The 20,622-nt window shown below is 52.0% G+C and carries 22 protein-coding genes and 1 tRNA gene; 14 read left to right on the top strand and 9 right to left on the bottom strand.

Annotated features, from left to right (window positions below):
* The first annotated feature begins 184 nt into the window (after nucleotides 1-184).
* From pgl to pgi, 4 genes are all read left to right on the top strand, one after another.
* Nucleotides 185-880, top strand: coding sequence for a 6-phosphogluconolactonase (gene pgl, locus DBZ16_RS11305; RefSeq protein ID WP_107814063.1), 696 nt, complete (start codon nucleotides 185-187; stop codon nucleotides 878-880).
* Entirely contained in the window at nucleotides 861-1,862 is a 1,002-nt protein-coding gene (locus DBZ16_RS11300; protein WP_107814062.1) for a glucokinase, read from the top strand. The genes pgl and DBZ16_RS11300 overlap by 20 nt, the downstream gene beginning before the upstream one ends.
* Before the next feature lie 49 nt (nucleotides 1,863-1,911).
* A complete protein-coding gene (gene hexR, locus DBZ16_RS11295) occupies nucleotides 1,912-2,760 on the top strand; it encodes a DNA-binding transcriptional regulator HexR (RefSeq protein WP_107814061.1) in 849 nt (282 codons plus the stop codon).
* 369 nt (nucleotides 2,761-3,129) lie between these two features.
* On the top strand, nucleotides 3,130-4,773 hold the full coding sequence (gene pgi, locus DBZ16_RS11280; protein WP_107814059.1) for a glucose-6-phosphate isomerase: 1,644 nt from the start codon (nucleotides 3,130-3,132) through the stop codon (nucleotides 4,771-4,773).
* Nucleotides 4,774-4,856: 83 nt separating this feature from the next.
* On the opposite strand, the gene DBZ16_RS11275 is transcribed toward pgi, so the two are convergent.
* From DBZ16_RS11275 to DBZ16_RS11255, 5 genes are all read right to left on the bottom strand, one after another.
* Nucleotides 4,857-5,264 carry a hypothetical protein gene (locus tag DBZ16_RS11275; RefSeq protein WP_107814058.1) on the bottom strand — a complete coding sequence of 136 codons (408 nt, stop codon included), beginning with the start codon at nucleotides 5,262-5,264 and terminating at the stop codon, nucleotides 4,857-4,859.
* Between the two features lie 65 nt (nucleotides 5,265-5,329).
* Complete coding sequence (locus tag DBZ16_RS11270) at nucleotides 5,330-5,533, bottom strand: DUF2788 domain-containing protein (protein ID WP_003768561.1); 204 nt, start codon at nucleotides 5,531-5,533, stop codon at nucleotides 5,330-5,332.
* A gap of 117 nt (nucleotides 5,534-5,650) precedes the next feature.
* A complete protein-coding gene (gene metZ / locus DBZ16_RS11265) occupies nucleotides 5,651-6,820 on the bottom strand; it encodes an O-succinylhomoserine sulfhydrylase (RefSeq protein ID WP_107814057.1) in 1,170 nt (389 codons plus the stop codon).
* Between the two features lie 181 nt (nucleotides 6,821-7,001).
* Entirely contained in the window at nucleotides 7,002-7,613 is a 612-nt protein-coding gene (locus DBZ16_RS11260; RefSeq protein ID WP_107814056.1) for a DUF3465 domain-containing protein, read from the bottom strand.
* A gap of 105 nt (nucleotides 7,614-7,718) precedes the next feature.
* Nucleotides 7,719-8,546: a hypothetical protein gene (locus DBZ16_RS11255; protein ID WP_107814055.1), complete on the bottom strand. Its 828-nt coding sequence runs from the start codon at nucleotides 8,544-8,546 to the stop codon at nucleotides 7,719-7,721.
* A gap of 102 nt (nucleotides 8,547-8,648) precedes the next feature.
* Between DBZ16_RS11255 and DBZ16_RS11250 the strand changes: the two genes are divergently transcribed.
* The 3 genes from DBZ16_RS11250 to DBZ16_RS11240 all read left to right on the top strand — a co-directional run bounded on the left by DBZ16_RS11250 (nucleotide 8,649) and on the right by DBZ16_RS11240 (nucleotide 11,243).
* Nucleotides 8,649-8,900, top strand: a complete 252-nt coding sequence (locus DBZ16_RS11250; RefSeq protein WP_016687175.1) for an NGO1151 family protein — start codon at nucleotides 8,649-8,651, stop codon at nucleotides 8,898-8,900.
* A gap of 73 nt (nucleotides 8,901-8,973) precedes the next feature.
* Complete coding sequence (locus DBZ16_RS11245) at nucleotides 8,974-9,816, top strand: basic amino acid ABC transporter substrate-binding protein (protein WP_107814054.1); 843 nt, start codon at nucleotides 8,974-8,976, stop codon at nucleotides 9,814-9,816.
* A gap of 194 nt (nucleotides 9,817-10,010) precedes the next feature.
* Complete coding sequence (locus DBZ16_RS11240) at nucleotides 10,011-11,243, top strand: multidrug effflux MFS transporter (protein ID WP_107814053.1); 1,233 nt, start codon at nucleotides 10,011-10,013, stop codon at nucleotides 11,241-11,243.
* A gap of 73 nt (nucleotides 11,244-11,316) precedes the next feature.
* Here the strand turns inward: DBZ16_RS11240 and DBZ16_RS11235 are convergent, their stop codons facing one another.
* Both DBZ16_RS11235 and DBZ16_RS11230 read right to left on the bottom strand, forming a co-directional pair.
* Entirely contained in the window at nucleotides 11,317-13,149 is a 1,833-nt protein-coding gene (locus DBZ16_RS11235) for a PglL family O-oligosaccharyltransferase (protein ID WP_107814052.1), read from the bottom strand.
* Nucleotides 13,149-13,511 (bottom strand): DUF2069 domain-containing protein, encoded by a 363-nt coding sequence (locus tag DBZ16_RS11230; RefSeq protein WP_107814051.1) that lies wholly within the window; start codon nucleotides 13,509-13,511, stop codon nucleotides 13,149-13,151. The genes DBZ16_RS11235 and DBZ16_RS11230 overlap by 1 nt, the downstream gene beginning before the upstream one ends.
* Nucleotides 13,512-13,727: 216 nt before the next feature.
* On the opposite strand from DBZ16_RS11230, the gene DBZ16_RS11220 reads away from it, so the two are divergent.
* The 3 genes from DBZ16_RS11220 (at nucleotide 13,728) to DBZ16_RS11205 (ending at nucleotide 16,142) form a co-directional block, all read left to right on the top strand.
* On the top strand, nucleotides 13,728-14,429 hold the full coding sequence (locus tag DBZ16_RS11220; protein WP_107814050.1) for a murein hydrolase activator EnvC family protein: 702 nt from the start codon (nucleotides 13,728-13,730) through the stop codon (nucleotides 14,427-14,429).
* A gap of 318 nt (nucleotides 14,430-14,747) precedes the next feature.
* Complete coding sequence (locus DBZ16_RS11210; protein WP_107814049.1) at nucleotides 14,748-15,152, top strand: hypothetical protein; 405 nt, start codon at nucleotides 14,748-14,750, stop codon at nucleotides 15,150-15,152.
* A gap of 72 nt (nucleotides 15,153-15,224) precedes the next feature.
* Nucleotides 15,225-16,142, top strand: a complete 918-nt coding sequence (locus DBZ16_RS11205) for an Imm52 family immunity protein (RefSeq protein WP_107814048.1) — start codon at nucleotides 15,225-15,227, stop codon at nucleotides 16,140-16,142.
* 130 nt (nucleotides 16,143-16,272) lie between these two features.
* Here the strand turns inward: DBZ16_RS11205 and DBZ16_RS11200 are convergent.
* A tRNA-Glu gene (locus DBZ16_RS11200) sits at nucleotides 16,273-16,348 on the bottom strand.
* Nucleotides 16,349-16,503: 155 nt separating this feature from the next.
* Between DBZ16_RS11200 and DBZ16_RS11195 the strand changes: the two genes are divergently transcribed.
* The 4 genes from DBZ16_RS11195 (at nucleotide 16,504) to serS (ending at nucleotide 20,210) form a co-directional block, all read left to right on the top strand.
* Nucleotides 16,504-17,403 carry a recombination-associated protein RdgC gene (locus DBZ16_RS11195; protein WP_049230511.1) on the top strand — a complete coding sequence of 300 codons (900 nt, stop codon included), beginning with the start codon at nucleotides 16,504-16,506 and terminating at the stop codon, nucleotides 17,401-17,403.
* A gap of 64 nt (nucleotides 17,404-17,467) precedes the next feature.
* The gene (locus tag DBZ16_RS11190) at nucleotides 17,468-17,884 is read left to right on the top strand and encodes an MORN repeat-containing protein (protein WP_107814143.1); all 417 of its coding nucleotides are present in this window, start codon (nucleotides 17,468-17,470) and stop codon (nucleotides 17,882-17,884) included.
* A 70-nt stretch (nucleotides 17,885-17,954) separates the two neighbouring features.
* On the top strand, nucleotides 17,955-18,521 hold the full coding sequence (dcd, locus tag DBZ16_RS11185) for a dCTP deaminase (RefSeq protein ID WP_003741335.1): 567 nt from the start codon (nucleotides 17,955-17,957) through the stop codon (nucleotides 18,519-18,521).
* 393 nt (nucleotides 18,522-18,914) lie between these two features.
* Nucleotides 18,915-20,210, top strand: a complete 1,296-nt coding sequence (gene serS / locus DBZ16_RS11175; protein WP_107814142.1) for a serine--tRNA ligase — start codon at nucleotides 18,915-18,917, stop codon at nucleotides 20,208-20,210.
* 131 nt (nucleotides 20,211-20,341) lie between these two features.
* Here the strand turns inward: serS and DBZ16_RS11170 are convergent, their stop codons facing one another.
* Nucleotides 20,342-20,584: a putative hemolysin gene (locus tag DBZ16_RS11170; protein ID WP_107814047.1), complete on the bottom strand. Its 243-nt coding sequence runs from the start codon at nucleotides 20,582-20,584 to the stop codon at nucleotides 20,342-20,344.
* Between the last annotated feature and the right edge of the window lie 38 nt (nucleotides 20,585-20,622).

Genomic DNA, 20,622 nt, shown 5'->3' with positions numbered 1-20,622 from the left:
TTCTCGGTTCAAAAAGGTCGTCTGAAAACCATAAGGCGGCGGATTAGGCATTTCCACCGACATTCACGCCGCCATCAACAACACAGGCTCTTACTTACTTTCCCGCTCACAAACACTGCCTTTCAGACGACCTCACACATCCTCCCTACAAAAGGTCGTCTGAAAACAGAGAAAGGACACTTTTATGTTCGTTTGGCATGAATACGAAAACGCAGCAGCCGCTTCAGAGGCTTTGGCAGACGCAGTCGCCGCCGCGCTGCAAAACGCGCTGGATAACAAAGGCAGCGCGGTGTTGGCAGTTTCCGGCGGCCGCTCGCCGATTCCGTTCTTCCAAGCCCTGTCGCAAAAAGATTTGGACTGGCAAAAAGTCGGCATCACTTTGGTTGACGAGCGCATCGTGCCGACCACCCACGCCGACAGCAATACTGCCTTGGCACACGAATACCTGCTGCAAAACAAAGCCGCAGCAGCGACTTGGATTCCTGTTGTCGAAGCGGGTAAATCTGAAACTGAATTACAACCCGACAGCGTCGTTGCCTACGCACTGAAACATTACAAACAACCTGACGTGCTGATTTTGGGCATGGGCGGCGACGGACATACTGCCTCCCTCTTCCCGCAAGCGCCGCAGCTGAAGGCAGCCATCAACGAATCAGACGACCCGTCCCTCATCCACACCACGCCCGTTACCGCGCCGCACGAGCGCGTCAGCATGACCTTGGGCGCCATCGCCAAAACGGACAACGTCTTTCTGGCGATTCAAGGTGCGGAGAAGAAAGCCGTGTTCGATAAAGCCGCCTCCCGCGCCGATTTGGAATATCCGACCAGCCTGGTATTGAACCATCAAGGAGTGAACTGCCATGTCTTCTACTCAAACTGATATTCAACAACCCGTCAGCAAAAGCTATCCGCGCCTTGTTGCCGACATCGGCGGCACCAACGCCCGCTTCGCGCTCGAAACCGCACCGCAGCAGATTGAAAACGCCAAAGTGCTGCCATGCAAAGACTACGACACCATCGTCGATGCCGCCCGCTCCTATTTGGAACAGACAGGCGGAGTCGAAGTCCGGCACGCTGCCTTCGCCATGGCGAATCCGATTTTGGGCGACTGGGTGCAAATGACCAACCACCATTGGGCGTTTTCCATCGAAACCACCCGTCAGGCGTTGGGACTGGACACCCTTATCCTCTTGAACGACTTTACCGCGCAGGCTTTGGCGGTAACGCAGACTTCAAGCAAAGACCTGATGCAGATAGGCGGGCAAAAACCTGTCGAATTCGCCCCCAAAGCCGTCATCGGCCCGGGAACCGGTTTGGGCGTCAGCGGACTGGTACACAGCCCCGCAGGCTGGGTCGCGCTTGCCGGCGAAGGCGGCCATTCCAGCTTTCCGCCGTTTGACGACATGGAAGTTTTGATTTGGCAGTATGCGAAAAACAAATACGGTCATGTTTCCGCCGAACGCTTCCTCAGCGGCGCAGGTTTGAGCCTGATTTACGAAGCACTCGCCAAACGCGACAAACTGAAAAACTACCGCCTCAAACCGTCCGAAATCACCGAAAAAGCCTTAAGCGGCACCTCCCCGCTCTGCCGTCAGACTTTGGACATCTTCTGCGCCATGCTCGGTACGGTTGCCTCCAACCTCGCCCTGACGTTGGGCGCGCGCGGCGGCGTGTATTTGTGCGGCGGCATCATCCCCCGCGTTTTGGAATATTTTAAAAACTCACCTTTCCGCAGCCGCTTTGAAAACAAAGGCCGTTTTGAAGCCTATCTCGCCGCGATTCCCGTCTATGTCGTCTTAAGCGAATTTCCGGGCATCACCGGCGCAGCGGCGGCACTCGACAACCACTTGAAAAACGTTTAATCACACAAGCCGCCCCGCCGCGGGGCGGCACACACCGAAGGGCATATTTATGTTAAGCAAAATCAGCGAATCACTGTCAAACCTGTCGGGCGCAGAACGCAAAGTCGCCGAATGCGCCTTGGCGGAACCCAAATGGTTTGTCCATGCCGCCGTCGCCGAAATCGCCGAGCGCGCATCCGTCAGCCAGCCGACCGTCATCCGTTTTTGCCGCAGCCTGGGCTACAAAGGACTGCCCGAGTTCAAACTCGCCCTGTCTGCCAGCATAGGCCACGAAGGTATGCCCTACGTCCATGAAGAACTCAACGCCGACGACGACATGGGTGTCGTGGTCGAAAAAGTGCTGGGCAACGCCGCCGCCTCCATTTTGGGCGAACGCCGCTTCCTGAAAGAATCCGAACTGGAAAACGCCATCGCCACCCTGATGCACGCCCGCCGCGTCGAGTTTTACGGCGTCGGCAACTCCGGCATCGTCGCCCAAGACGCGCAACACAAATTCTTCCGCTTCGGCATTTCCACCGTCGCCTACGTCGATACTCACACTCAACTGATGGCGGCTTCCGTCCTGTCCGATCAAGACGTCCTCGTCGCCATTTCCAACACCGGCTCGTCCATCGAGCTTTTAGACGCCGTCAGCATCGCCAAAGAAAACGGCGCGGCAGTGATTGCCCTGACCCGCAACGACTCCCCGTTGGCACAGCTTGCCGACTGCGTTTTGAGCATCGCCACGCAGGAAAACGCCGAACTCTACACCCCCATGGTTTCGCGCCTGCTGCAACTTGCCGTCATCGACATCCTCGCCATCGGACTCGCCCTGCGCTTGGGTGATGCCGCCAGCCTGCAATTACAAAAAAGCAAAAAAAGCATACACAACAAACACATCGATTACGATAAAGACTAAACAATACCTTTTCAGACGACCTTCTATATCTCAAGGTCGTCTGAAAATACCGACCGACAAATCAGCGCTACCGTTATCCCTCAACACCAAATATAGTGGATTAACAAAAATCAGGACAAGGCGACAAAGCCGCAGACAGTACAAATAGTACGGAACCGATTCACTTGGTGCTTCAGCACCTTAGAGAATCGTTCTCTTTGAGCTAAGGCGAGGCAACGCCGTACTGGTTTAAATTTAATCCACTAGAAAAAATAACGGCAGACACCCCGCCTTTGCCACAAACCCTAAAAACGGAAACCCACCCGTTCCCGTTTCAGACGACCTCGCGGCCGTTTTTCCCACAAAACCGTCCAACCTCAGGAGCATCCGATGAAACACCTTCACGACTTACCGGCTTGGTCAAAATTATGGATACATTTTGACGAAACCAAAGAACAACACATGCGCGAAATGTTCGAGCAAGACCCGCAGCGTGCGGAACGCTACTGGCTGCAAGTCGGCGGGCTGACGCTGGATTACTCCAAAAACCGCATCACCGACGAAACCATGTCGCTGCTGACCGAGCTTGCCCGCGAAGCCGGCGTACCCGAGCGTATGCAGCAGATGTTCCACGGAGAAAAAATCAATACCACCGAAAACCGCGCCGTCCTCCACGTCGCCCTGCGCAACCGCACCAACTCCCCCATCGTCGTTGACGGCGAAGACGTCATGCCCAAAGTCAACCGCGTCCTGCAACGCATGGGTGAATTCGCACACGAAGTCCGCAGCGGCAACTGGCTGGGCTTCACCAACCAAGTCATCACCGACGTCGTCAACATCGGTATCGGCGGCTCCGACCTCGGCCCGCTGATGATGTGTACCGCGCTCAAACCCTTCGGTCATCCGCGCCTGAAAATGCACTTCGTCTCCAACGTGGACGGCTCCCAACTGCGCGACGTACTCTCCAAAGTCCACCCCGAAACCACCCTCTTCATCATCGCCTCCAAAACCTTCACCACCCAAGAAACCCTTACCAACGCACTGACCGCGCGCAAATGGTTCCTTGACCACGCAGGCGATGAAACCGCCGTCGCCAAACACTTCGTCGCCGTCTCCACCAACCAAAAAGCCGTCGCCGAATTCGGTATCGACACCGCCAATATGTTTGAATTCTGGGACTGGGTCGGCGGACGATACAGCCTCTGGTCGGCAATCGGCCTGCCCATCATGCTCTACTTGGGCGAAGAAAACTTCATCGAAATGCTCAACGGCGCGCACCTGATGGACCAACACTTCATCAACACCCCGCTCGAGCGCAACCTCCCCGTCATCCTCGCCCTCGTCGGCATCTGGTACATCAACTACTACGGCGGCGGCAGCCACGTCATCGCCCCCTACGACCAGCACCTCCACCGCCTGCCCAAATTCATTCAGCAGCTCGACATGGAGAGCAACGGCAAACAAGTTACCCTCGACGGCAAGTCCATCGGCTACGAAACCTCCCCGATTATTTGGGGCGAAACCGGCATCAACGGTCAGCACGCCTTCTTCCAACTGCTGCACCAAGGTACCCACATCACCCCGATCGACCTCATCGCCTCGCTTGAAAAACGCAGCAACCTGCGCGGCCACCACGAAATCCTGCTCGCCAACGTCTTCGCCCAAGCCGAAGCCTTCATGCGCGGCAAAACGCCCGACGAAGTCCGCGCCGAACTCAAAGCCCAAGGCATGGAAGAAGCCCGCATCGAAGAGCTGGTTCCGCACAAAACCTTCTCCGGCAACCGCCCGACCAACCTCATCCTCATGGACAAGGTCAACCCCCGCAACATGGGCAGCCTGATTGCCATGTACGAACACAAAACCTTCGTCCAAGGCATCATCTGGGGCATCAACAGCTTCGACCAATGGGGCGTCGAACTCGGCAAACAGCTCGCCAAAACCATCCTTGCCGAGCTGACCGGCGAAACCGGTTTACAAAAACACGACAGCTCCACCACCCGTCTGATCAATCTTTATCTGAACGCCAACAAATAAAGACAGCCCCATCAGGACAAAAGGTCGTCTGAAAACCCAGATTCAAGGTTTTCAGACGACCTTTTCCATTCCATGTATGGCGTTTATAAACCGTTAAACAGCGAAACAACAAACAAAATAACCTGCACCAAAGGCAGAGCAGCTGCAACCGTTTTGACAAATAAACGATCAGGCTTTTCCATCCTCGGAAGCTGATATTGTTTCAGCCACCACAACCCCACCAGATAAGTAAAAACCGGTACGGACGCATAAACCGTCAAAAGACTGATGCCAATTGCAGCCTCACTGTTCCCGAAAAAATGGCGGACAATCGATTCGACGACCAGAGCAACCGCCCAAACCCCGCACAATGCCAAGATCATTTGAACTGCAAACAGGCTCATACCGGCGATAATGCTTTGTTTCGTGTTTAATCCGAATCCTCGATTGACGGCAACGATATCTACTGCACACCATAACAGACACAACAACAGACCCGATGTCATAAACATACATACCCTCCCTGTTTTCTAAGCTGTTTTCAGACGACCTTTGTGCTTATTTTGCCGTTACCGCCTCAAGGCAGGGCGATGAATTTAATCAGCACCTCTTTGAAAATAAAACCGAACACGCCCAAGCCCAAGACCAGGAACAAAATCGCGATGCCGAATTTGCCCGCCTTGGATTCCTTGCCCAAGTTCCAAACGATAAAGCCCAAGAAGATAACCAGTCCGGTCAGGCAGATTTTCATTGCCCAGTCGGAAAATTCTGCTTCACTCATAATCGATTTCCTTATTTGATGTTGTGTGTATTTTAATGTTTTCAGACGACCTTTGAAACGCCAAGAGGTCGTCTGAAATGTAATGGTTCAGCAAATGCCGTCCGTCGGGCGTTTGGCTTAACGCGCCAATGCCTGTTTCAAATCGTCAATCAAATCATCGACGTATTCCAAACCGACGGACAGGCGCACCAGTCCGGGGCGGATATTGGCGGCGAGTTTTTCTTCGGGCTGCATCCTGCCGTGTGTGGTTGTCCACGGGTGGGTAATGGTCGAGCGCACGTCGCCGAGGTTGGCGGTACGGGAGAAGAGTTCGACGCTATCGACGACTTTCCACGCGGCTTCTTGGTCAGCGACTTCAAAACCCACCACGATACCGCCGCCGTTTTGCTGTTTGCGGATAAGCTCCGCCTGCGGATGGTCGGGCAATCCGGTGTAGTACACGGCTTGGACTTGCGGCTGTGTCCGCAGCCATTGCGCGATTTTCAGAGCGTTGTCGAACTGTTTTTCCAAACGCAGCGACAGGGTTTCTACGCCGCTCAACAACTGCCATGCGTTAAACGGCGACATCGCCAGCCCGCAAGAGTTGCAATACATGGCGACCTGCGTCAGCAGATCTTCCGAACCTGCCAACACGCCGCCCATCACGCGTCCGTGTCCATCAATAGCTTTGGTCGCAGAGGAAACGGAAATATCCGCGCCGTGTTTCAAAGGCTGCGAACCGGCGGGTGACAGCAGGCTGTTGTCCACCACTAAAAGCGCGCCGATGCTGTGCGCCAATTCGGCTAAAGCTTCCAAGTCGGCCACTTCGCCCAAAGGGTTGGACGGCGTTTCCAAAAACAGCAGTTTGGTGTTGGCTTTGACGGCGGCTTTCCATTCGTCCAAATCGGTCGGCGACACATGGCTCACTTCGATGCCGAATTTGGTGACGATGTTATTGATAAAGCCGACGGTCGTGCCGAACAGGCTTCGGCTGGAAATCACATGGTCGCCCGCCTGCAAGAAGGTGAAAAACGATGCCTGAATCGCGGACATGCCGGTCGAAGTGGCGACCGCGCGTTCTGCACCTTCCAAAGCGGCGATGCGTTTTTCAAAAGCGGCGATGGTCGGGTTGGCGGTGCGAGTATAAGTGAACCCTTTGATTTTTTTGGAAAACAAATCGGCGGCGTGTTGGGCGTTGTCCCACATGAAGCTGCTGGTGAGGAACAATGCCTGATTGTGTTCGCGGTATTCGGTTTGCTCTTTGCCGCCGCGTATGGCGAGCGTCTGCGGGTGGAGTTTTTTACTCATTTGTTTTCCAATCTTGTTCAGCAGGTTTGTTTGATGTGGGAAAGGAGGGAAGCTGCGCGCTTCATAGGTCAACTTGTTAACATTTTGCGCTTATTTGCGCCGTCTTTCAAGTTTGACGGCGAATGGCAAAAGGTCGTCTGAAAACGTTTTTCAGACGACCTTTTGCAATCGTTCCAGACTTTTATTGATAAACACGTCCATTGTGTTCCAGCCAGCCATCGGTATGGCGGCCTGCGGGGTCGTGGTGCGTCCAATGGAGGACGCCACCCTGTTCCGACCATTCGTATTCGCCGTAGAAGCCGACTTTATCGCCTTTTTTCAAGCCTTTAATTTTGTCGGCGAGGTCGATGTTGTGCGCCACTAAAAGCGTTTGCCCGCTGGACAGTTTCAAGATAAAACGCTGATGGCGCGTGCCTTGGTTGTCGTCGGGCAGCGTTTTGAGAACCGTGCCTGCGCCTTTCACTTGAATATCGCTCTCTTGGTTTTCAAAGGCTTGCTGCAATATTTGTTCCGCGCTGCCCTGCCCTGCTTGGTGGTCAGACTTCGGCTGCTTGTTGGGTTGCGACTTTTGGGATGGAGACTGCTGAGGCTGAGGCGGTTCGGATGGGGGGCGTTTTTCCGCTTGGGCTTGCGGCTGCGTTTGGGTTTCTACGGCATCTGCTGCCTGACCTTGCCGCCCCTGCTGCATTTTTTGATAACCGATTACCACGGCGGCAACAATCAGTATCCAAATCCATTTGTTTTTATTCATAAAATCCATGCCCAAAAAAATGCCCGACAGTGTATCGGGCATAAATTATTTGAAAGGAGTTAAATCACGATAACGTGAGCCGCCATTATATACAAAACCGGCGGAAAAATCAGCATTTTCAGTCCGATACCTGAAACGGCGGCGTGATCACGCTTTTTTGTTTCCCTGACTGTATTTCATTTCGTATTTGATGTCGTTCAGGATTTTTTTCACGTTGTAATCCAAAAGCTGTTCCACCAAATCGGGCGCCTGCTCGCTGAGAGTTTGTTGGAGCTGGTAGGTAAACAGCGCCATTTGTTTCTGCACGGCGGTGCGTATCATGCCGTTGACTGCGTCGGCGACGTGCGGGCGCAGGCGTCTGATTAAACGCTCGCTCAGGTCTTGCTCGGAAATGCAGAACACTTCCCTGCGGTTGATAACCTGCGGGTTCAGCACGTTGATATTGACGGTAATCGGCGGCATTTCTTGCTTGAGGTCGTCTGAAACCTGCTCTTGTGCCTGAGGACCTTCGTTTTCAGACGACGTTGCTTCTTCTTTTATAGGCGCGTCTTTTACAGGCGCATCAAATTCGACCGTTTTACGTTTCGGATTCAGCCAAACCGTACGCGTGGACTCGATTTGTCTGTCTGTCGCACTCATTTGCAGCGAAGACTGCGCGTTCAGCCAGTTCTCCTGCAAAATCACCATCGCATCGGTCTCCGCCGTTTCGGCAGCGTCTTCCTCCAGCATGGCGTTATGCTCCTCCTGCCATTTGCGCAGATATTCCGTCAACACGGCATCGCGGTTGGCATCGTCGAGCTTGACCGACTTGGCTTTGGGCTTCTGCTCGACGGCTGGCTCTTGAGATTCGCGCACCAAAGGCGCGTGTGTGTAAGGTGCGTTCAATTGGCGGGTTTGCCGCAGCTTTTCCAAGCGGCTTTCCCAATCCAGGCTTTCATCCGTTTGTTGCGGCGTATCGGGACGATTCGTATCCATTTTTAGCTTTCGTTCTTCCGTTGTGTCATTTCATTTCACGCGCATAGCGAATGCCGTGATTTGCTATAATGCGGTATTTTAACAGATTCCCAGGAACACATCATGAGCAGCATCGAACAACGCCTCGAATATTTGGAAGAAGCCAACGACGTTTTGCGTATGCAGAACCACGTCCTCGCCACCGCCCTCAAAGGTCTGATCCGTTCGCTGCCGTCCGATATGGCAAACGAAGCCGTCGAGTCCATCCAGCTTGCCTTCGAAGACGCGCTCGCCGAATTGAACTACGAAGACAGCCCGCATACCGACCTCTTCCATGACGTAACCTACGCTTTTTTCCGCGAAAAAGAACACTGACGCGTAGCGACTTCCCCAAACCGTGTTAAACTATCCGTTTATTTATTAATATCCGTAAAGAAGGAACCTCCCCATGAACATGAAAAAATGGATTGCAGCCGCCCTCGCCTGCTCTGCGCTGGCACTCTCCGCCTGCGGCGGCCAAAGCAAAGACGCATCCTCGTCAGCCCCTAAAGCCGACAAAGTGTACCGCGTCGCCGCCAACGCCGAATTCGCCCCTTTCGAATCATTGGATTCCGCCGGCAACGTTGAAGGTTTCGACGTCGATTTGATGAACGCCATGGCAAAAACCGGCAACTTCAGAGTCGAATTCAAACACCAGCCTTGGGACAGCCTCTTCCCCGCGCTCAAAAACGGCGATACGGATATCGTCATCTCCGGCGTAACCATTACCGACGAACGCAAGCAGTCCATGGATTTCACCGACCCTTATTTTGAAATCACCCAAGTCGTCCTCGTTCCCAAAGGTAAAAAAGTCGCCTCTTCAGACGACCTCAAAAACATGGCGAAAGTCGGTGTCGTTACTGGACAAACCGGCGACTTCTCCGTTTCCAAACTCTTGGGCAACGACAATCCGAAAATTGCCCGCTTCGAGAGCGTTCCTTTGGTCATCAAAGAGCTGGAAAACGGCGGCGTGGATGCCGTAGTCAGCGACAGCGCGGTCATCGCCAACTATGTGAAAAACAACCCGACCAAAAGCATGGACTTCATCACCCTGCCTGATTTCACGATTGAAAACTACGGCATCGCCGCACGCAAAGGCGACGAAGCGACCGTCAAAATGCTGAACGAAGCGCTGAAAAAAGTACGCGACAGCGGCGAATACGACAAAATCCACGCCAAATACTTCGCCAAAGAAGGCGATAAAGCGGCAGCCGCTAGCCAAGCAGCCAGCCAACCTGAAGCAGCCAAATAATCTGTTTCAACGTTCTTAAGCAATAAGCAAGGTCGTCTGAAAGCCTGTATCGCGGGTTTCAGACGACCTTTTATGTCGGACTTTGTTCCGAAGGCAGTTATTGTTATAGTGGATTAACCGAACCCTCGTTATCCGACAACCAGATATTGCCGAACGAATCCGCCATAGAAATTCAAATACACAGAAAGTCCCTTATGTCCCAATCCACCCCCTCCCCGCTGGGTGAAAAGCAAATGGCGGTTTTGATGGCGATGTTGGTTGCCCTGATGCCGTTTTCGGTCGATGCCTACCTGCCCGCTATTCCCGAAATGGCACAATCTTTGAGCGCGGATATACATCGTATCGAGCAGAGTTTGGTTTTGTTTATGTTCGGCGTGGCGTTCGGGCAGGTTGTCGGCGGCGCGGTTTCGGATATTAAAGGGCGCAGACCGGTAGCTTTGGTCGGTTTGAGCATTTATTTTGCGGCTGTTGTCGCACTGACGATGGTGCAGTCGGCGGACGGGCTGTTGAACCTGCGCGCGGTACAGGCGTTCGGCGCGGGGATGACGGTGGTCATCGTCGGAGCGATGGTGCGCGATTATTATTCGGGCAGACAGGCGGCGGAGATGTTTGCCTTAATCGGCATTATCCTGATGATCGTGCCGCTGATTGCGCCTATGGTCGGCTCGCAGTTGCAGGAATTGGGCGGCTGGCGTTTTATTTTCGGTTTTTTGGCGGCGTATTCGTTGGTTTTGTTTATCTTGGTGTTTACTTTCCTGCCGCCTCCTAAGCAGACAGGCAAAATCAGGATGGACATTTTTGGACTGGTGGCAGGACGTTTCGCCAGAGTGCTGAAAACGCGTGCGGCGATGGGCTATCTGTTTTTTCAGGCGTTCAGCTTTGCGTCGATGTTTGCGTTTTTGACGGAATCGTCGTTTGTTTACCAAAAGCTGTACCATGTGACGCCGAACCAATATTCTTGGGTCTTTGCGCTGAACATCCTCACGATGGCTTCGTTTAACCGCATCACGGCATGGCGGCTGAAAACGGGGGCGCACCCGCAAAGTATTTTGAAATGGGGCATTATCGTTCAGTTTGCGGCGAATCTGACGATGGTGCTGCTGGTCTGGTCGATGGGCCTGCCGCCGATGTGGGCTTTGGTGCCATGCGTGATGTTTTCGGTAGGCACGCAAGGCTTGGTCGGCGCGAACACACAAGCTTGCTTTATGGCTTATTTCAAACAGGAAAGCGCCAGCGCAAATGGGGTATTGGGCGCGTTCCAATCCATCATCGGCGCAAGCGTGGGGCTGTTGGTAACGCGGCTGCACAATGGTTCTGCGTTGGTGATGGCGGGCATGATGCTGGCTTCGACGGTGTGCGGGATTGTGTTGCTGTGGCTATGCTCTCATCAGGCTTGGAAGGAAAACGATAAAAGCGAATATGTGTGAATAATCAATAATAAAAGGTCGTCTGAAACCTTGAAATCGGGTTTCAGACGACCTTGTTACATCAACCTATTGTTTATTGCACAACATCGCAAGATTTCGCTTTTTCGTGTTTAGGCGCGTTGACGAAATCTTTGCAGTCCGCCAGCAGCTTGGGCAAAAGCGGTTGGAACACGGGATGGCTGCGCAGTTTGCCCGCATAAAACGACATCATGTACGGATAATAATACTGCATCGCCTGCATCCATTTCGCGCCCTCTTCCGTCTTGCCTTGACGGTAGAGATACAGCGCCACCTGATAAGCGTTGGAATACGGTCGGTAAGACAAGGAATTAATCGCCGCCTTCTCCGCCCAAGGTTTGACCTGCATATCGGTCGGCTCTGCCCGACGGGTCAGGCTGAGATCGGCATAATAAGCCAGCATCGGACTATTTTCAGAAATATGGCGCAAACCGTTAATCTTACGCCCGACCATATCCGTACTTTCATTTTTCGGAATCCGGCTGTAATCGACCAAATCCGTATAAGTCCAACCCATGTGCAGCAGCCCGCCGATAATCAGCAACGTGGTAAGCCCGCCCGCCCAATTTCGGCCGCGCGCCCAAGCGAGGTCGTCTGAAACGTCTTCATAACGTGCCGGCGCAAGCGCGAACATCAACACAAACGGCGTCAGGAAATAGATGTACCACAAAGGATACTCCAGCATACTGTGGCACATACTGACGGCAACCATAGACAACAGCAGCAGCGAAGCCGGATGGTAAGGACGCACCAGCATCCGCCACAGCCCCGCAAGCATCGTCAGGGCAACCAATACCGTACCGACCAGCCCGACTTCGGAAAGCAGTTGTAAAACAATATTGTGCGAATGGGTAAACAACACGCCCAAGATATTATTCGGGAAATACTGCTGCTCCGCATTAATCCAGAAAGTCTGTTGGGCAAAGCTGTTCCAGCCGTGTCCGAACCAAGGCGCGGACAAAAAGGCAGTCCAAGCTTTACGCCATTCAATCTGACGCATCGAGCCTTCAAAACCGCTGTTTCCGGCGCGTTCGACCGCCGTTTCATATTGACCGTTGCCCAGCAGCTCCAAAATCGAACCCATCGCAAATTGAAATACCGCCACCAACGCGACCGTCAGGAGAAATATCCGAACCTGCCTTGCAGAATCACGTCCCGCACGCCAACGCCACACGGGCAAAATCAACGCCACGCCGGCCACATAGCCCAGAATCGTGCGCGAGTTGACCAAGCCCAAGACAGCCGTCATCAGGAAGACCAACAAAAATCCCAACCAGCCCGGCATTTTGCGGGTTGACCACAAATAAGCCGCCGCCAAAACACCCCACATCAAATAATGCCCGAGGTGGTTGCGCTGCCCAAGCTGACCGCTGACCTCTTTTCCGCTATACACAATCATGTTGCGCAGGAACCCAAGATCGTACCAGCCCTTAAACTGTATAAACGCAATCGCAGCCTGCAGCAACGTACCAAACAGCAGCGACCATGCAAACACCGTCACGATGCGTTCCTGCCCATAGGCAGCCACCCAACCGCGGCAAGCCCATACCGCCAACGCCAGAATGATAAACGTCCACATCACCATATCGTTCATGCCGACGTAAATCAAATCCATCATCCGCGCCTGAAGCCACCAAAATGCCGCCAAAACCAGCAAACCGACAGCTGCCTTAGGCAGGCGCACGCTCAACAAACCCTTATACGCCGTGACCAACACCAGCATCAGCGCGCCCAGAAGCGAAGCCGCTTCCAGATAAAAACTCGACAACGGACCCACACGGTAGAAAGACAAAAACGGCGCGGCGCATATCCACAAGAAACAGCACCACAACGGCAACAAACGTCTGTCCCATTCACTCTTAAGGTCGTCTGAAAAACGCATAAACATTATTTTCCCGCCTTTCTCTGCTGCTTCACAAAAGCCAGGCATGCAACAAAAAACACCAAACACGCCGTCAACGATAAAGCGGCACACACCACCTCGGCAGTACCCGCATTAAACAAACGCATCACCGCCTCGGCAAAATAAATCAAAATCAACATAGAACTATACTGGTAAGTATAAACTTTACCCTTCAAAATACCCGGCAACGGCAGGCACAAAGGCAAAGCCTTCAGCGCCAGCCACGAACCGCCGCTGCGCAAAGGCGCAATCCACAGCTCCCAAGATAAAGAAAGGACAATCAAAAAAATCAAGCTGCCGCAAGCAGCCAGATAAGGTAAAGAAGATTTATGAGAAGAAGTATTCACGGATAAAGTTCAACAGGCATCGCGCCGAGTGTAAAATGCAGGATTATACCGAAAACCGAAACAGCCGTTGCAGCCCGACTGTTTCAGACGACCCAAGGACACCGTCCCAATCCGTCGTATTGTTTTTCAAACTGTCCGACGAATCAAAAACATACCCCATCAGGTTGAACCTTCGAGCCTGCCCATAATCCTATTGATTTATCCATTTAGTTCCCTATGAAAACAAACCGTACCCTATCTTTCAAAACCGCACTTCTCCGTCTGACCGCATTAGGCGTAGCATTCACGCTCGCCGCCTGTGCCGGCGGCGGCTCGCCCACCGGCGCCGTACCTGACGGCTACTACCGCGTCAAACCGGGCGACACACTCAGCCAAATCGCCAAACGCTACGGACAAAACGTCAACACACTGGCATCCTGGAACAATCTGAACAACGCCTCACAAATCGAAGTCGGACAAGTCTTGCGCGTCCGCAAAAACGCCGCCAACCGCCCCCGCTCCGGCAGCACCGACATCAGCAGCGCCAAAACCGTCGCCCCCGTCAACCGCCTGACCCTGCAATGGCCGGTCGACAACGGCAAAAACGCCATCATCCGCGGCTACAACAGCACAACCAACAAAGGCATCGACATCGGCGGCATGCTCGGACAAAGCGTCAAATCCGCAGCAGCCGGAACCGTCATCTACGTCGGCGAAGAAGTGCGCGGCTACGGCAAACTGATTCTCATCAGCCACAACGACTTCTCCATCACCGCCTACGCACACAACGACACCATTCTGGTTCAAAAAGACCAAAAAGTCGCAGCAGGCCAGCCGATTGCCACCATGGGCAATAGCGACACAGACGGCGTCAAACTGCATTTCGAAGTCCGCATGAACGGCAAAGCCGTCGACCCGATGCAGTACCTGCCCGGCTGATTTACATCTTAATAGAACCCAAACCAAGCCGCAGCCCGATTCCGACAAACGGATTGCAGGTCGTCTGAAATGCAAAAACGCTTCTGTTTTAAGAGACAGAAGCGTTTTTTACAATTTGCATTCTTGAGGAGATGCTGATGTACCTGCTGGCTACGCCTTGCCCACTTTTCCTCATATATAAATTTGACAATGCGCTTTTATCTGCAACATATTTTGCTAGAAGGAAACATTTCAGATATTCTAAAAGCATTTCAAAACATGACATATTTTCGGATCACCACACAAACACAACAATTACTTTTAGAAAGGACACATACAATGTTTGATTTAACGTGCAGCTACTTAGACGATGATGATATCGATCACGAAGCCGAAAAGCAGTGGATTTTTAAAACTCTGCACCATCTTGAAAAAGAAGAGGAAATTAAATCCTTGTTGAACAATTTTTCAAAATTCTCATCGTTATATGACGAAGCCGTTGCAGCAGGATTGAAAAAAAGTGCAGTCAACGACTACATTATTATTTCCGCCTCAGCACCAGACGAGGTAATCAGCGCGCTCAAAGAATATTTGGGAAAAACCATCTATGACGCATGGGGCAGAACCGTGTCAAAAAGCCAAATGCTGCGCGACTTCGTCAGCGAATACAAATGGAAACATTTAGATATGGAAACATTCGACGCCATGAATCGGGACAGACTCTTCAATAATATTGAACTCTAGCAGTATTTGCTAGGTAAACAAGAAATTGCAGCAAATCCCAAATACGCCCAAAGAATGAATCTAGGAAACTAAATGAAAAAAATCGATTTTACTATGCATTTTTCTGCTGTGCAGCAGTCCCTCGATCGAGTATTCAAGGATATGCTGGCCTTTCAAAAAGAACACCTCCAGGAATTATTTGTATGCAACGATACGGTCACCGTAAAACTGCTGACAGAACGTAGAAATATCAAAAACGGCATGGTCAACTTAAAAGGCAAAAGCTATCCGGTGATCAAGACCAGTAAAAACTACAATCACAACTATAAAGACAAATACGTCGAGTTTCCCCTGCCTCTTGCCGATCTTGCGCTGATGAAGGATTTTGCAATGACTTCGGAAGAAGTACAGCATGAGCCCGAAATGTTCGACCTGGACTGGCTGAATGTGCCCTATAAGGAATGGTATAAATATCGTGGGGAACGTTATCCGATAGAAAAACGACACGGTTTGTTTAAACTAGGGTTAGCCCCAAGTGCCGATGGCTCTGTTGTTTTTGGACATTATTTTTTGATGAACGAATCCGACATCGATAAAAACATGATAAAGGAATGGATATTCTTTTATTTGGATAAATATCAACCGCATTGTCAATTTCGAGGAGTGAATCGCTCTTACTACTCACCTGTCCAGCAGTTTTCCCTTTATGAAAAACGTATGGCTTTAGAATGGTTTTCCTTTCTACCCGCCGAAATTCTGCCTGAGGAAGTACCTAGTGCAAACGAAGTTATCTATCTTCCGAATTGTGGCAGCATCATTATCAGCACCGAGCAGCCCTACGACTTTGAGAACCCTGAAATGCGCAAGGTGACTGCCGCCATCGAACAGGAGCTGCACCATTTAGGATTGCTGCCTCTTGTGGATCATTTTGGCATTCCTCAAATTAGCGATTTACCCTTTATCAGTCGTGAGCAGCGTCTGATAAACATGAGTCGTGGAAGCGAAGGATAGACAAACGAAATGCGGGAATCCACTCTCAGCATTAATGGCATCAGTAAAACACTCAACACCCAACCCCACCCATTTCAAAAGACAAAAAAATAAACCCTTACTGTTCTCCAGTAAGGGTTTATTGAAAATCTGGCACGCCCACGGGGATTCGAACCCCGGTTGCCGCCGTGAAAGGGCAGTGTCCTAGGCCTCTAGACGATGGGCGCGTAACCGAGTTGCGAACTATACATAAGCGTTAAAACGCTGTCAACGGGTTAGGCGTTTTTTATGGTCAAACTGATTTCAGACGACCCTTCTGTTCCTTATCTTTGTATCGGCTTTGCCTGTATAATGCCGCTTTTAATGAAAAGGAAAACAAACCATGTGGTTCAAGCAGATCAGTTTTTATCCGCTCAACAAAGAAAAGCTGCCCGAGGCGGACGTACTTGCCGACAAACTTGCAGAGGCTGAATTTACCCGCTGCCAAGGTTTGGACTGGTCCAGCGAAGGCTTTGCCGCACCGGTTCCGTTCTCTCCCGAACTCGTTTTCCCTGCCGATTTTACTTTGCGCGTAGCCCTGAAAAAAGAAGAAAAAGTCCTGCCTGCCGGCGTCATCCGCGATATCTTGGAAGAAAAGGTGGCGGAAATCCAAAACAATGAAGCCCGCAATGTCGGTCGCAAGGAAAAACAAGAGCTTAAAGAGCAAATTACAGACGACCTGCTGCCCCGCGCGTTTACCCGCAGCAGCCGCACTGAAGCGGTGTTCAACACCCGCCACGGCTATCTGCTCGTCAACAATGCTGCTTCCGCCAAAGCGGAAAACATCCTGACCAAGCTGCGCGAAGCCTTGGGCGGTTTGGAAGCCTCGCTGCCGAATACCAAGCAATCGCCCTCTTCCCTGATGACCGAGTGGCTGTTGCAAGGGCATTGCGAAGGCGGTTTTGAATTGGATAGCGATTGCGAACTCAAAGGCGTGGGCGATGTTGTTCCCGTCGTCAAAGTGTCCAAACAAGATTTGACTGCCGATGAAGTGGTCCAACACGTCAAAAACGGCAAAACTGTAACCCAGCTCGGCTTGGTGTGGCGCGAACAAATCGCTTTCATCCTCACGCAAGACTTCACGCTCAAACGCATCCAATACCTCGACGTATTGCAGGAAGAAGCCGAGAGCAACGGCGACGATGCCGCCAGCCTTGCCTTTGCCTCGCAAATCCTGATGGCGGAATCCGTCAGCACCATGTTGGAAGAGCTGGTTTCCTATTTGGGCGGCTGGCAAGACTAATTTTTCAGACGACCTTTACACATGATAAAAGGTCGTCTGAAACCTACATCCGATGGACAACCTTATGTTTAAACACCTCGCACTCCTGCCGCTCGCCATTATGCTTGCCCTGCCCGCCTCGGCCGCCGTCCTGAATTCCTATCAGGAACCGGGCTGCACCTACGACGGCGATGTCGGCAAAGACGGCAAACCCGCCGGCAAAGGTACATGGCGCTGCCAAGACGGACGCAGCTACACCGGCGCGTTTAAAAACGGCAAATTCGACGGTCAAGGCGTTTACACCGTCTCCGTCAACCGCGAAACCTTCATCGAACCGTTCAATTCCAACAGCACCAAGTTCCGCAACATGGTACTGTCGGGCACGTTCAAAAAAGGCCTGGCACACGGCAAATTCACCGCCTCGCAAAACGGCGAAACCGTCTTCATCATGAAATGCGAAAACGGCATGATTAAAGAAGTGAAACTGCCCAAAACCAAATAACCCCGTCCCGCACTTTCAGACGACCTCCCCGCAGAAGTCGTCTGAAACCGCAAAAAACAAGGAAAACATTATGAGCATCAAGTCCGACAAATGGATACGCCGCATGAGCGAAGAGTTCGGCATGATCGATCCCTTCGAGCCGAACCAAATCAAAGAAGCCAACGGACAGCGCATCATCTCCTACGGCACGTCCAGCTACGGCTACGACATCCGCTGCGCCAACGAATTTAAAATTTTCACCAACATCAACAGCACCATCGTCGATCCCAAAAACTTCGACCCCAAAAACTTCGTTACCGTCGAAGACGACTGCTGTATCATCCCGCCCAATTCCTTCGCACTGGCGCGCACGGTCGAATATTTCCGCATCCCGCGCAACGTCCTGACCGTCTGCTTGGGCAAATCCACCTACGCCCGCTGCGGCATCATCGTCAACGTTACCCCGTTCGAGCCGGAATGGGAAGGCTACGTTACCCTCGAGTTTTCCAACACCACTCCCCTACCCGCCAAAATCTACGCAGGCGAAGGCGTAGCGCAAGTCCTCTTCTTCGAAAGCGACGAAATCTGCGAAACCTCCTACAAAGACCGCAACGGCAAATACATGGGTCAAACCGGCGTTACCCTGCCGAAAACCTGATGATGGCAGCCTGCCGCCCGTCTTTTACAGACATTAAGGGCATTATAGTGGATTAACTTTAAATCAGGACAAGGCGACGAAGCCGCAGACAGTACAGATAGTACGGAACCGATTCACTTGGTGCTTCAGCACCTTAGAGAATCGTTCTCTTTGAGCTAAGGCGAGGCAACGCCGTACTGGTTTAAAGTTAATCCACTATAGAAAAAACAAATCCGACGGCATCGCGTTTAGCGTATCCGAATCCGTCCGAGGTCGTCTGAAAACTTAAATCCGGCGTTTCAGACGACCCTTTTCATGTTTGCCGCAAAGCCCGCCGCCCAACGCTTCCATTGTGAAAATATCCTTAATTTGGTTTACAATGATGCCATTTCTAAATCTTATCGAGAGAACAAAATGTTAGACATCGAAAATCTCCGCGAGCACACTACATTCGTCAAGAACCGTTTGAAAAAACGCGGTTACGAGTTTGATACCGCACGTTTCAATGCCTTGGAAAAGCAGCGCAAAGCCGTCCAAGTAAAAACCGAAGAACTGCAAGCCTCGCGCAACAGCATTTCCAAACAAATCGGCGCATTGAAAGGACAGGGCAAACACGAAGAGGCGCAGGCAGCCATGGATCAAGTCGCCCAAATCAAAACCGATTTGGAGCAGGCAGCCGCCGATTTGGATGCGGTTCAGAAGGAATTGGACGCATGGTTGTTGAGCATTCCCAACCTGCCGCACAAAAGCGTACCCGTCGGTAAAGACGAAACCGAAAACGTCGAAGTCCGCAAAGTCGGCACGCCGCGCGAATTTGACTTTAAAATTAAAGACCATGTTGATTTGGGTAAGCCTTTGGGCTTGGATTTCGAAGGCGGCGCGAAACTTTCCGGCGCGCGCTTTACCGTCATGAAAGGTCAAATTGCCCGCCTACACCGCGCGCTGGCGCAGTTCATGCTCGATACGCACACGCTGAAACACGGTTACACCGAGCATTACACGCCCTACATCGTGGACGACACCACCCTGCAAGGCACGGGTCAACTGCCTAAATTTGCAGAAGATTTGTTCCACGTTACTCGCGGCGGCGACGAGAGCAAAAAAACGCAATACCTGATTCCGACCGCCGAAGTGACGCTGACCAACACCGTTGCCGACAGTATTCTGGCGGAAAGCGATTTGCCGCTGAAACTGACCGCCCATTCACCCTGCTTCCGCAGCGAAGCCGGTTCGCACGGCAAAGACGTGCGCGGTCTGATTCGCCAACACCAATTCGACAAAGTGGAAATGGTGCAAATCGTTCATCCAAAAAAATCATACAAAGCGCTGAAAGAAATGGTCGGTCACGCCGAAAACATCCTGAAGGCTTTGGAACTGCCCTACCGCGTGATTACCCTGTGTGCCGGCGACATGGGCTTCGGCGCGACCAAAACGTATGACTTGGAAGTTTGGGTTCCCGCGCAAAATACCTACCGAGAAATCTCAAGCTGCTCCAACTGCGAAGATTTCCAAGCCCGCCGCATGAAAGCGCGCTTCAAAGACGAAAACGGCAAAAACTGCTTGGTACACACTTTAAACGGCTCCGGCTTGGCAGTCGGCCGCACTTTGGTTGCGGTTTTGGAAAACCATCAAAACGCCGATGGCAGCATCAATATTCCCGCCGCTTTGCAGCCTTATATGGGCGGCGTGACCAAACTGGAAGTCCGATAAGCCATGTAGCTGCATTCCATCGCTAACATATCAAAAGGTCGTCTGAAACCCTTCAACAAGGTTTCAGACGACCTTTCTTTATCGACTTTACACGGCAATCAGAACATCATCTCGTCCGAATGCCCAAAGCGTTAATTTTTATTGTTCTGACGGAAATATTCCCATTCTTCGACGACCGTACCGTCCGGCAGATGGCACAGCGCATACTCCGCACCGTCCTTGTCTTTTTTCATTTCCAATTTCCCGCCCTGCTTCACGCAAAACTCAGAAGCCGGATTTGCCGCACCGACCATAGGGGTACCTTCCTTACCAGACGTACCACAAGCCGCCAAAACCGTAGCGGCGGCAATGCTTAAAACAGCAGGTTTCATCATATTATTTCCTTTCGATATTGTGATTCAGATGACCTCAG

The sequence above is a fragment of the Neisseria sicca genome, assembly GCF_003044565.1.
In the GTDB taxonomy this organism is placed as follows: Bacteria; Pseudomonadota; Gammaproteobacteria; order Burkholderiales; family Neisseriaceae; genus Neisseria; species Neisseria sicca_A.
Note: the sequence above shows the minus strand (reverse complement) of the source record. Positions and strands in the feature narration are given on the sequence as shown.

What these genes read in the sequence shown, in the direction of transcription:
- DBZ16_RS11220 (WP_107814050.1), top strand. Translation starts at nt 13,728, where the DNA reads ATGAAAACAAACCGTACCCTATCTTTCAAAACCGCACTTCTCCGTCTG.
- pgi (WP_107814059.1), top strand. Translation starts at nt 3,130, where the DNA reads ATGAAACACCTTCACGACTTACCGGCTTGGTCAAAATTATGGATACAT.
- DBZ16_RS11255 (WP_107814055.1), bottom strand. Translation starts at nt 8,546, where the DNA reads ATGGATACGAATCGTCCCGATACGCCGCAACAAACGGATGAAAGCCTG.
- DBZ16_RS11245 (WP_107814054.1), top strand. Translation starts at nt 8,974, where the DNA reads ATGAACATGAAAAAATGGATTGCAGCCGCCCTCGCCTGCTCTGCGCTG.
- DBZ16_RS11300 (WP_107814062.1), top strand. Translation starts at nt 861, where the DNA reads ATGTCTTCTACTCAAACTGATATTCAACAACCCGTCAGCAAAAGCTAT.
- DBZ16_RS11170 (WP_107814047.1), bottom strand. Translation starts at nt 20,584, where the DNA reads ATGATGAAACCTGCTGTTTTAAGCATTGCCGCCGCTACGGTTTTGGCG.
- DBZ16_RS11270 (WP_003768561.1), bottom strand. Translation starts at nt 5,533, where the DNA reads ATGAGTGAAGCAGAATTTTCCGACTGGGCAATGAAAATCTGCCTGACC.
- DBZ16_RS11260 (WP_107814056.1), bottom strand. Translation starts at nt 7,613, where the DNA reads ATGCCCGATACACTGTCGGGCATTTTTTTGGGCATGGATTTTATGAAT.
- pgl (WP_107814063.1), top strand. Translation starts at nt 185, where the DNA reads ATGTTCGTTTGGCATGAATACGAAAACGCAGCAGCCGCTTCAGAGGCT.
- DBZ16_RS11210 (WP_107814049.1), top strand. Translation starts at nt 14,748, where the DNA reads ATGTTTGATTTAACGTGCAGCTACTTAGACGATGATGATATCGATCAC.
- metZ (WP_107814057.1), bottom strand. Translation starts at nt 6,820, where the DNA reads ATGAGTAAAAAACTCCACCCGCAGACGCTCGCCATACGCGGCGGCAAA.
- DBZ16_RS11195 (WP_049230511.1), top strand. Translation starts at nt 16,504, where the DNA reads ATGTGGTTCAAGCAGATCAGTTTTTATCCGCTCAACAAAGAAAAGCTG.
- hexR (WP_107814061.1), top strand. Translation starts at nt 1,912, where the DNA reads ATGTTAAGCAAAATCAGCGAATCACTGTCAAACCTGTCGGGCGCAGAA.
- DBZ16_RS11275 (WP_107814058.1), bottom strand. Translation starts at nt 5,264, where the DNA reads ATGTTTATGACATCGGGTCTGTTGTTGTGTCTGTTATGGTGTGCAGTA.
- DBZ16_RS11250 (WP_016687175.1), top strand. Translation starts at nt 8,649, where the DNA reads ATGAGCAGCATCGAACAACGCCTCGAATATTTGGAAGAAGCCAACGAC.
- DBZ16_RS11190 (WP_107814143.1), top strand. Translation starts at nt 17,468, where the DNA reads ATGTTTAAACACCTCGCACTCCTGCCGCTCGCCATTATGCTTGCCCTG.
- DBZ16_RS11205 (WP_107814048.1), top strand. Translation starts at nt 15,225, where the DNA reads ATGAAAAAAATCGATTTTACTATGCATTTTTCTGCTGTGCAGCAGTCC.
- DBZ16_RS11240 (WP_107814053.1), top strand. Translation starts at nt 10,011, where the DNA reads ATGTCCCAATCCACCCCCTCCCCGCTGGGTGAAAAGCAAATGGCGGTT.
- DBZ16_RS11235 (WP_107814052.1), bottom strand. Translation starts at nt 13,149, where the DNA reads ATGTTTATGCGTTTTTCAGACGACCTTAAGAGTGAATGGGACAGACGT.
- serS (WP_107814142.1), top strand. Translation starts at nt 18,915, where the DNA reads ATGTTAGACATCGAAAATCTCCGCGAGCACACTACATTCGTCAAGAAC.
- dcd (WP_003741335.1), top strand. Translation starts at nt 17,955, where the DNA reads ATGAGCATCAAGTCCGACAAATGGATACGCCGCATGAGCGAAGAGTTC.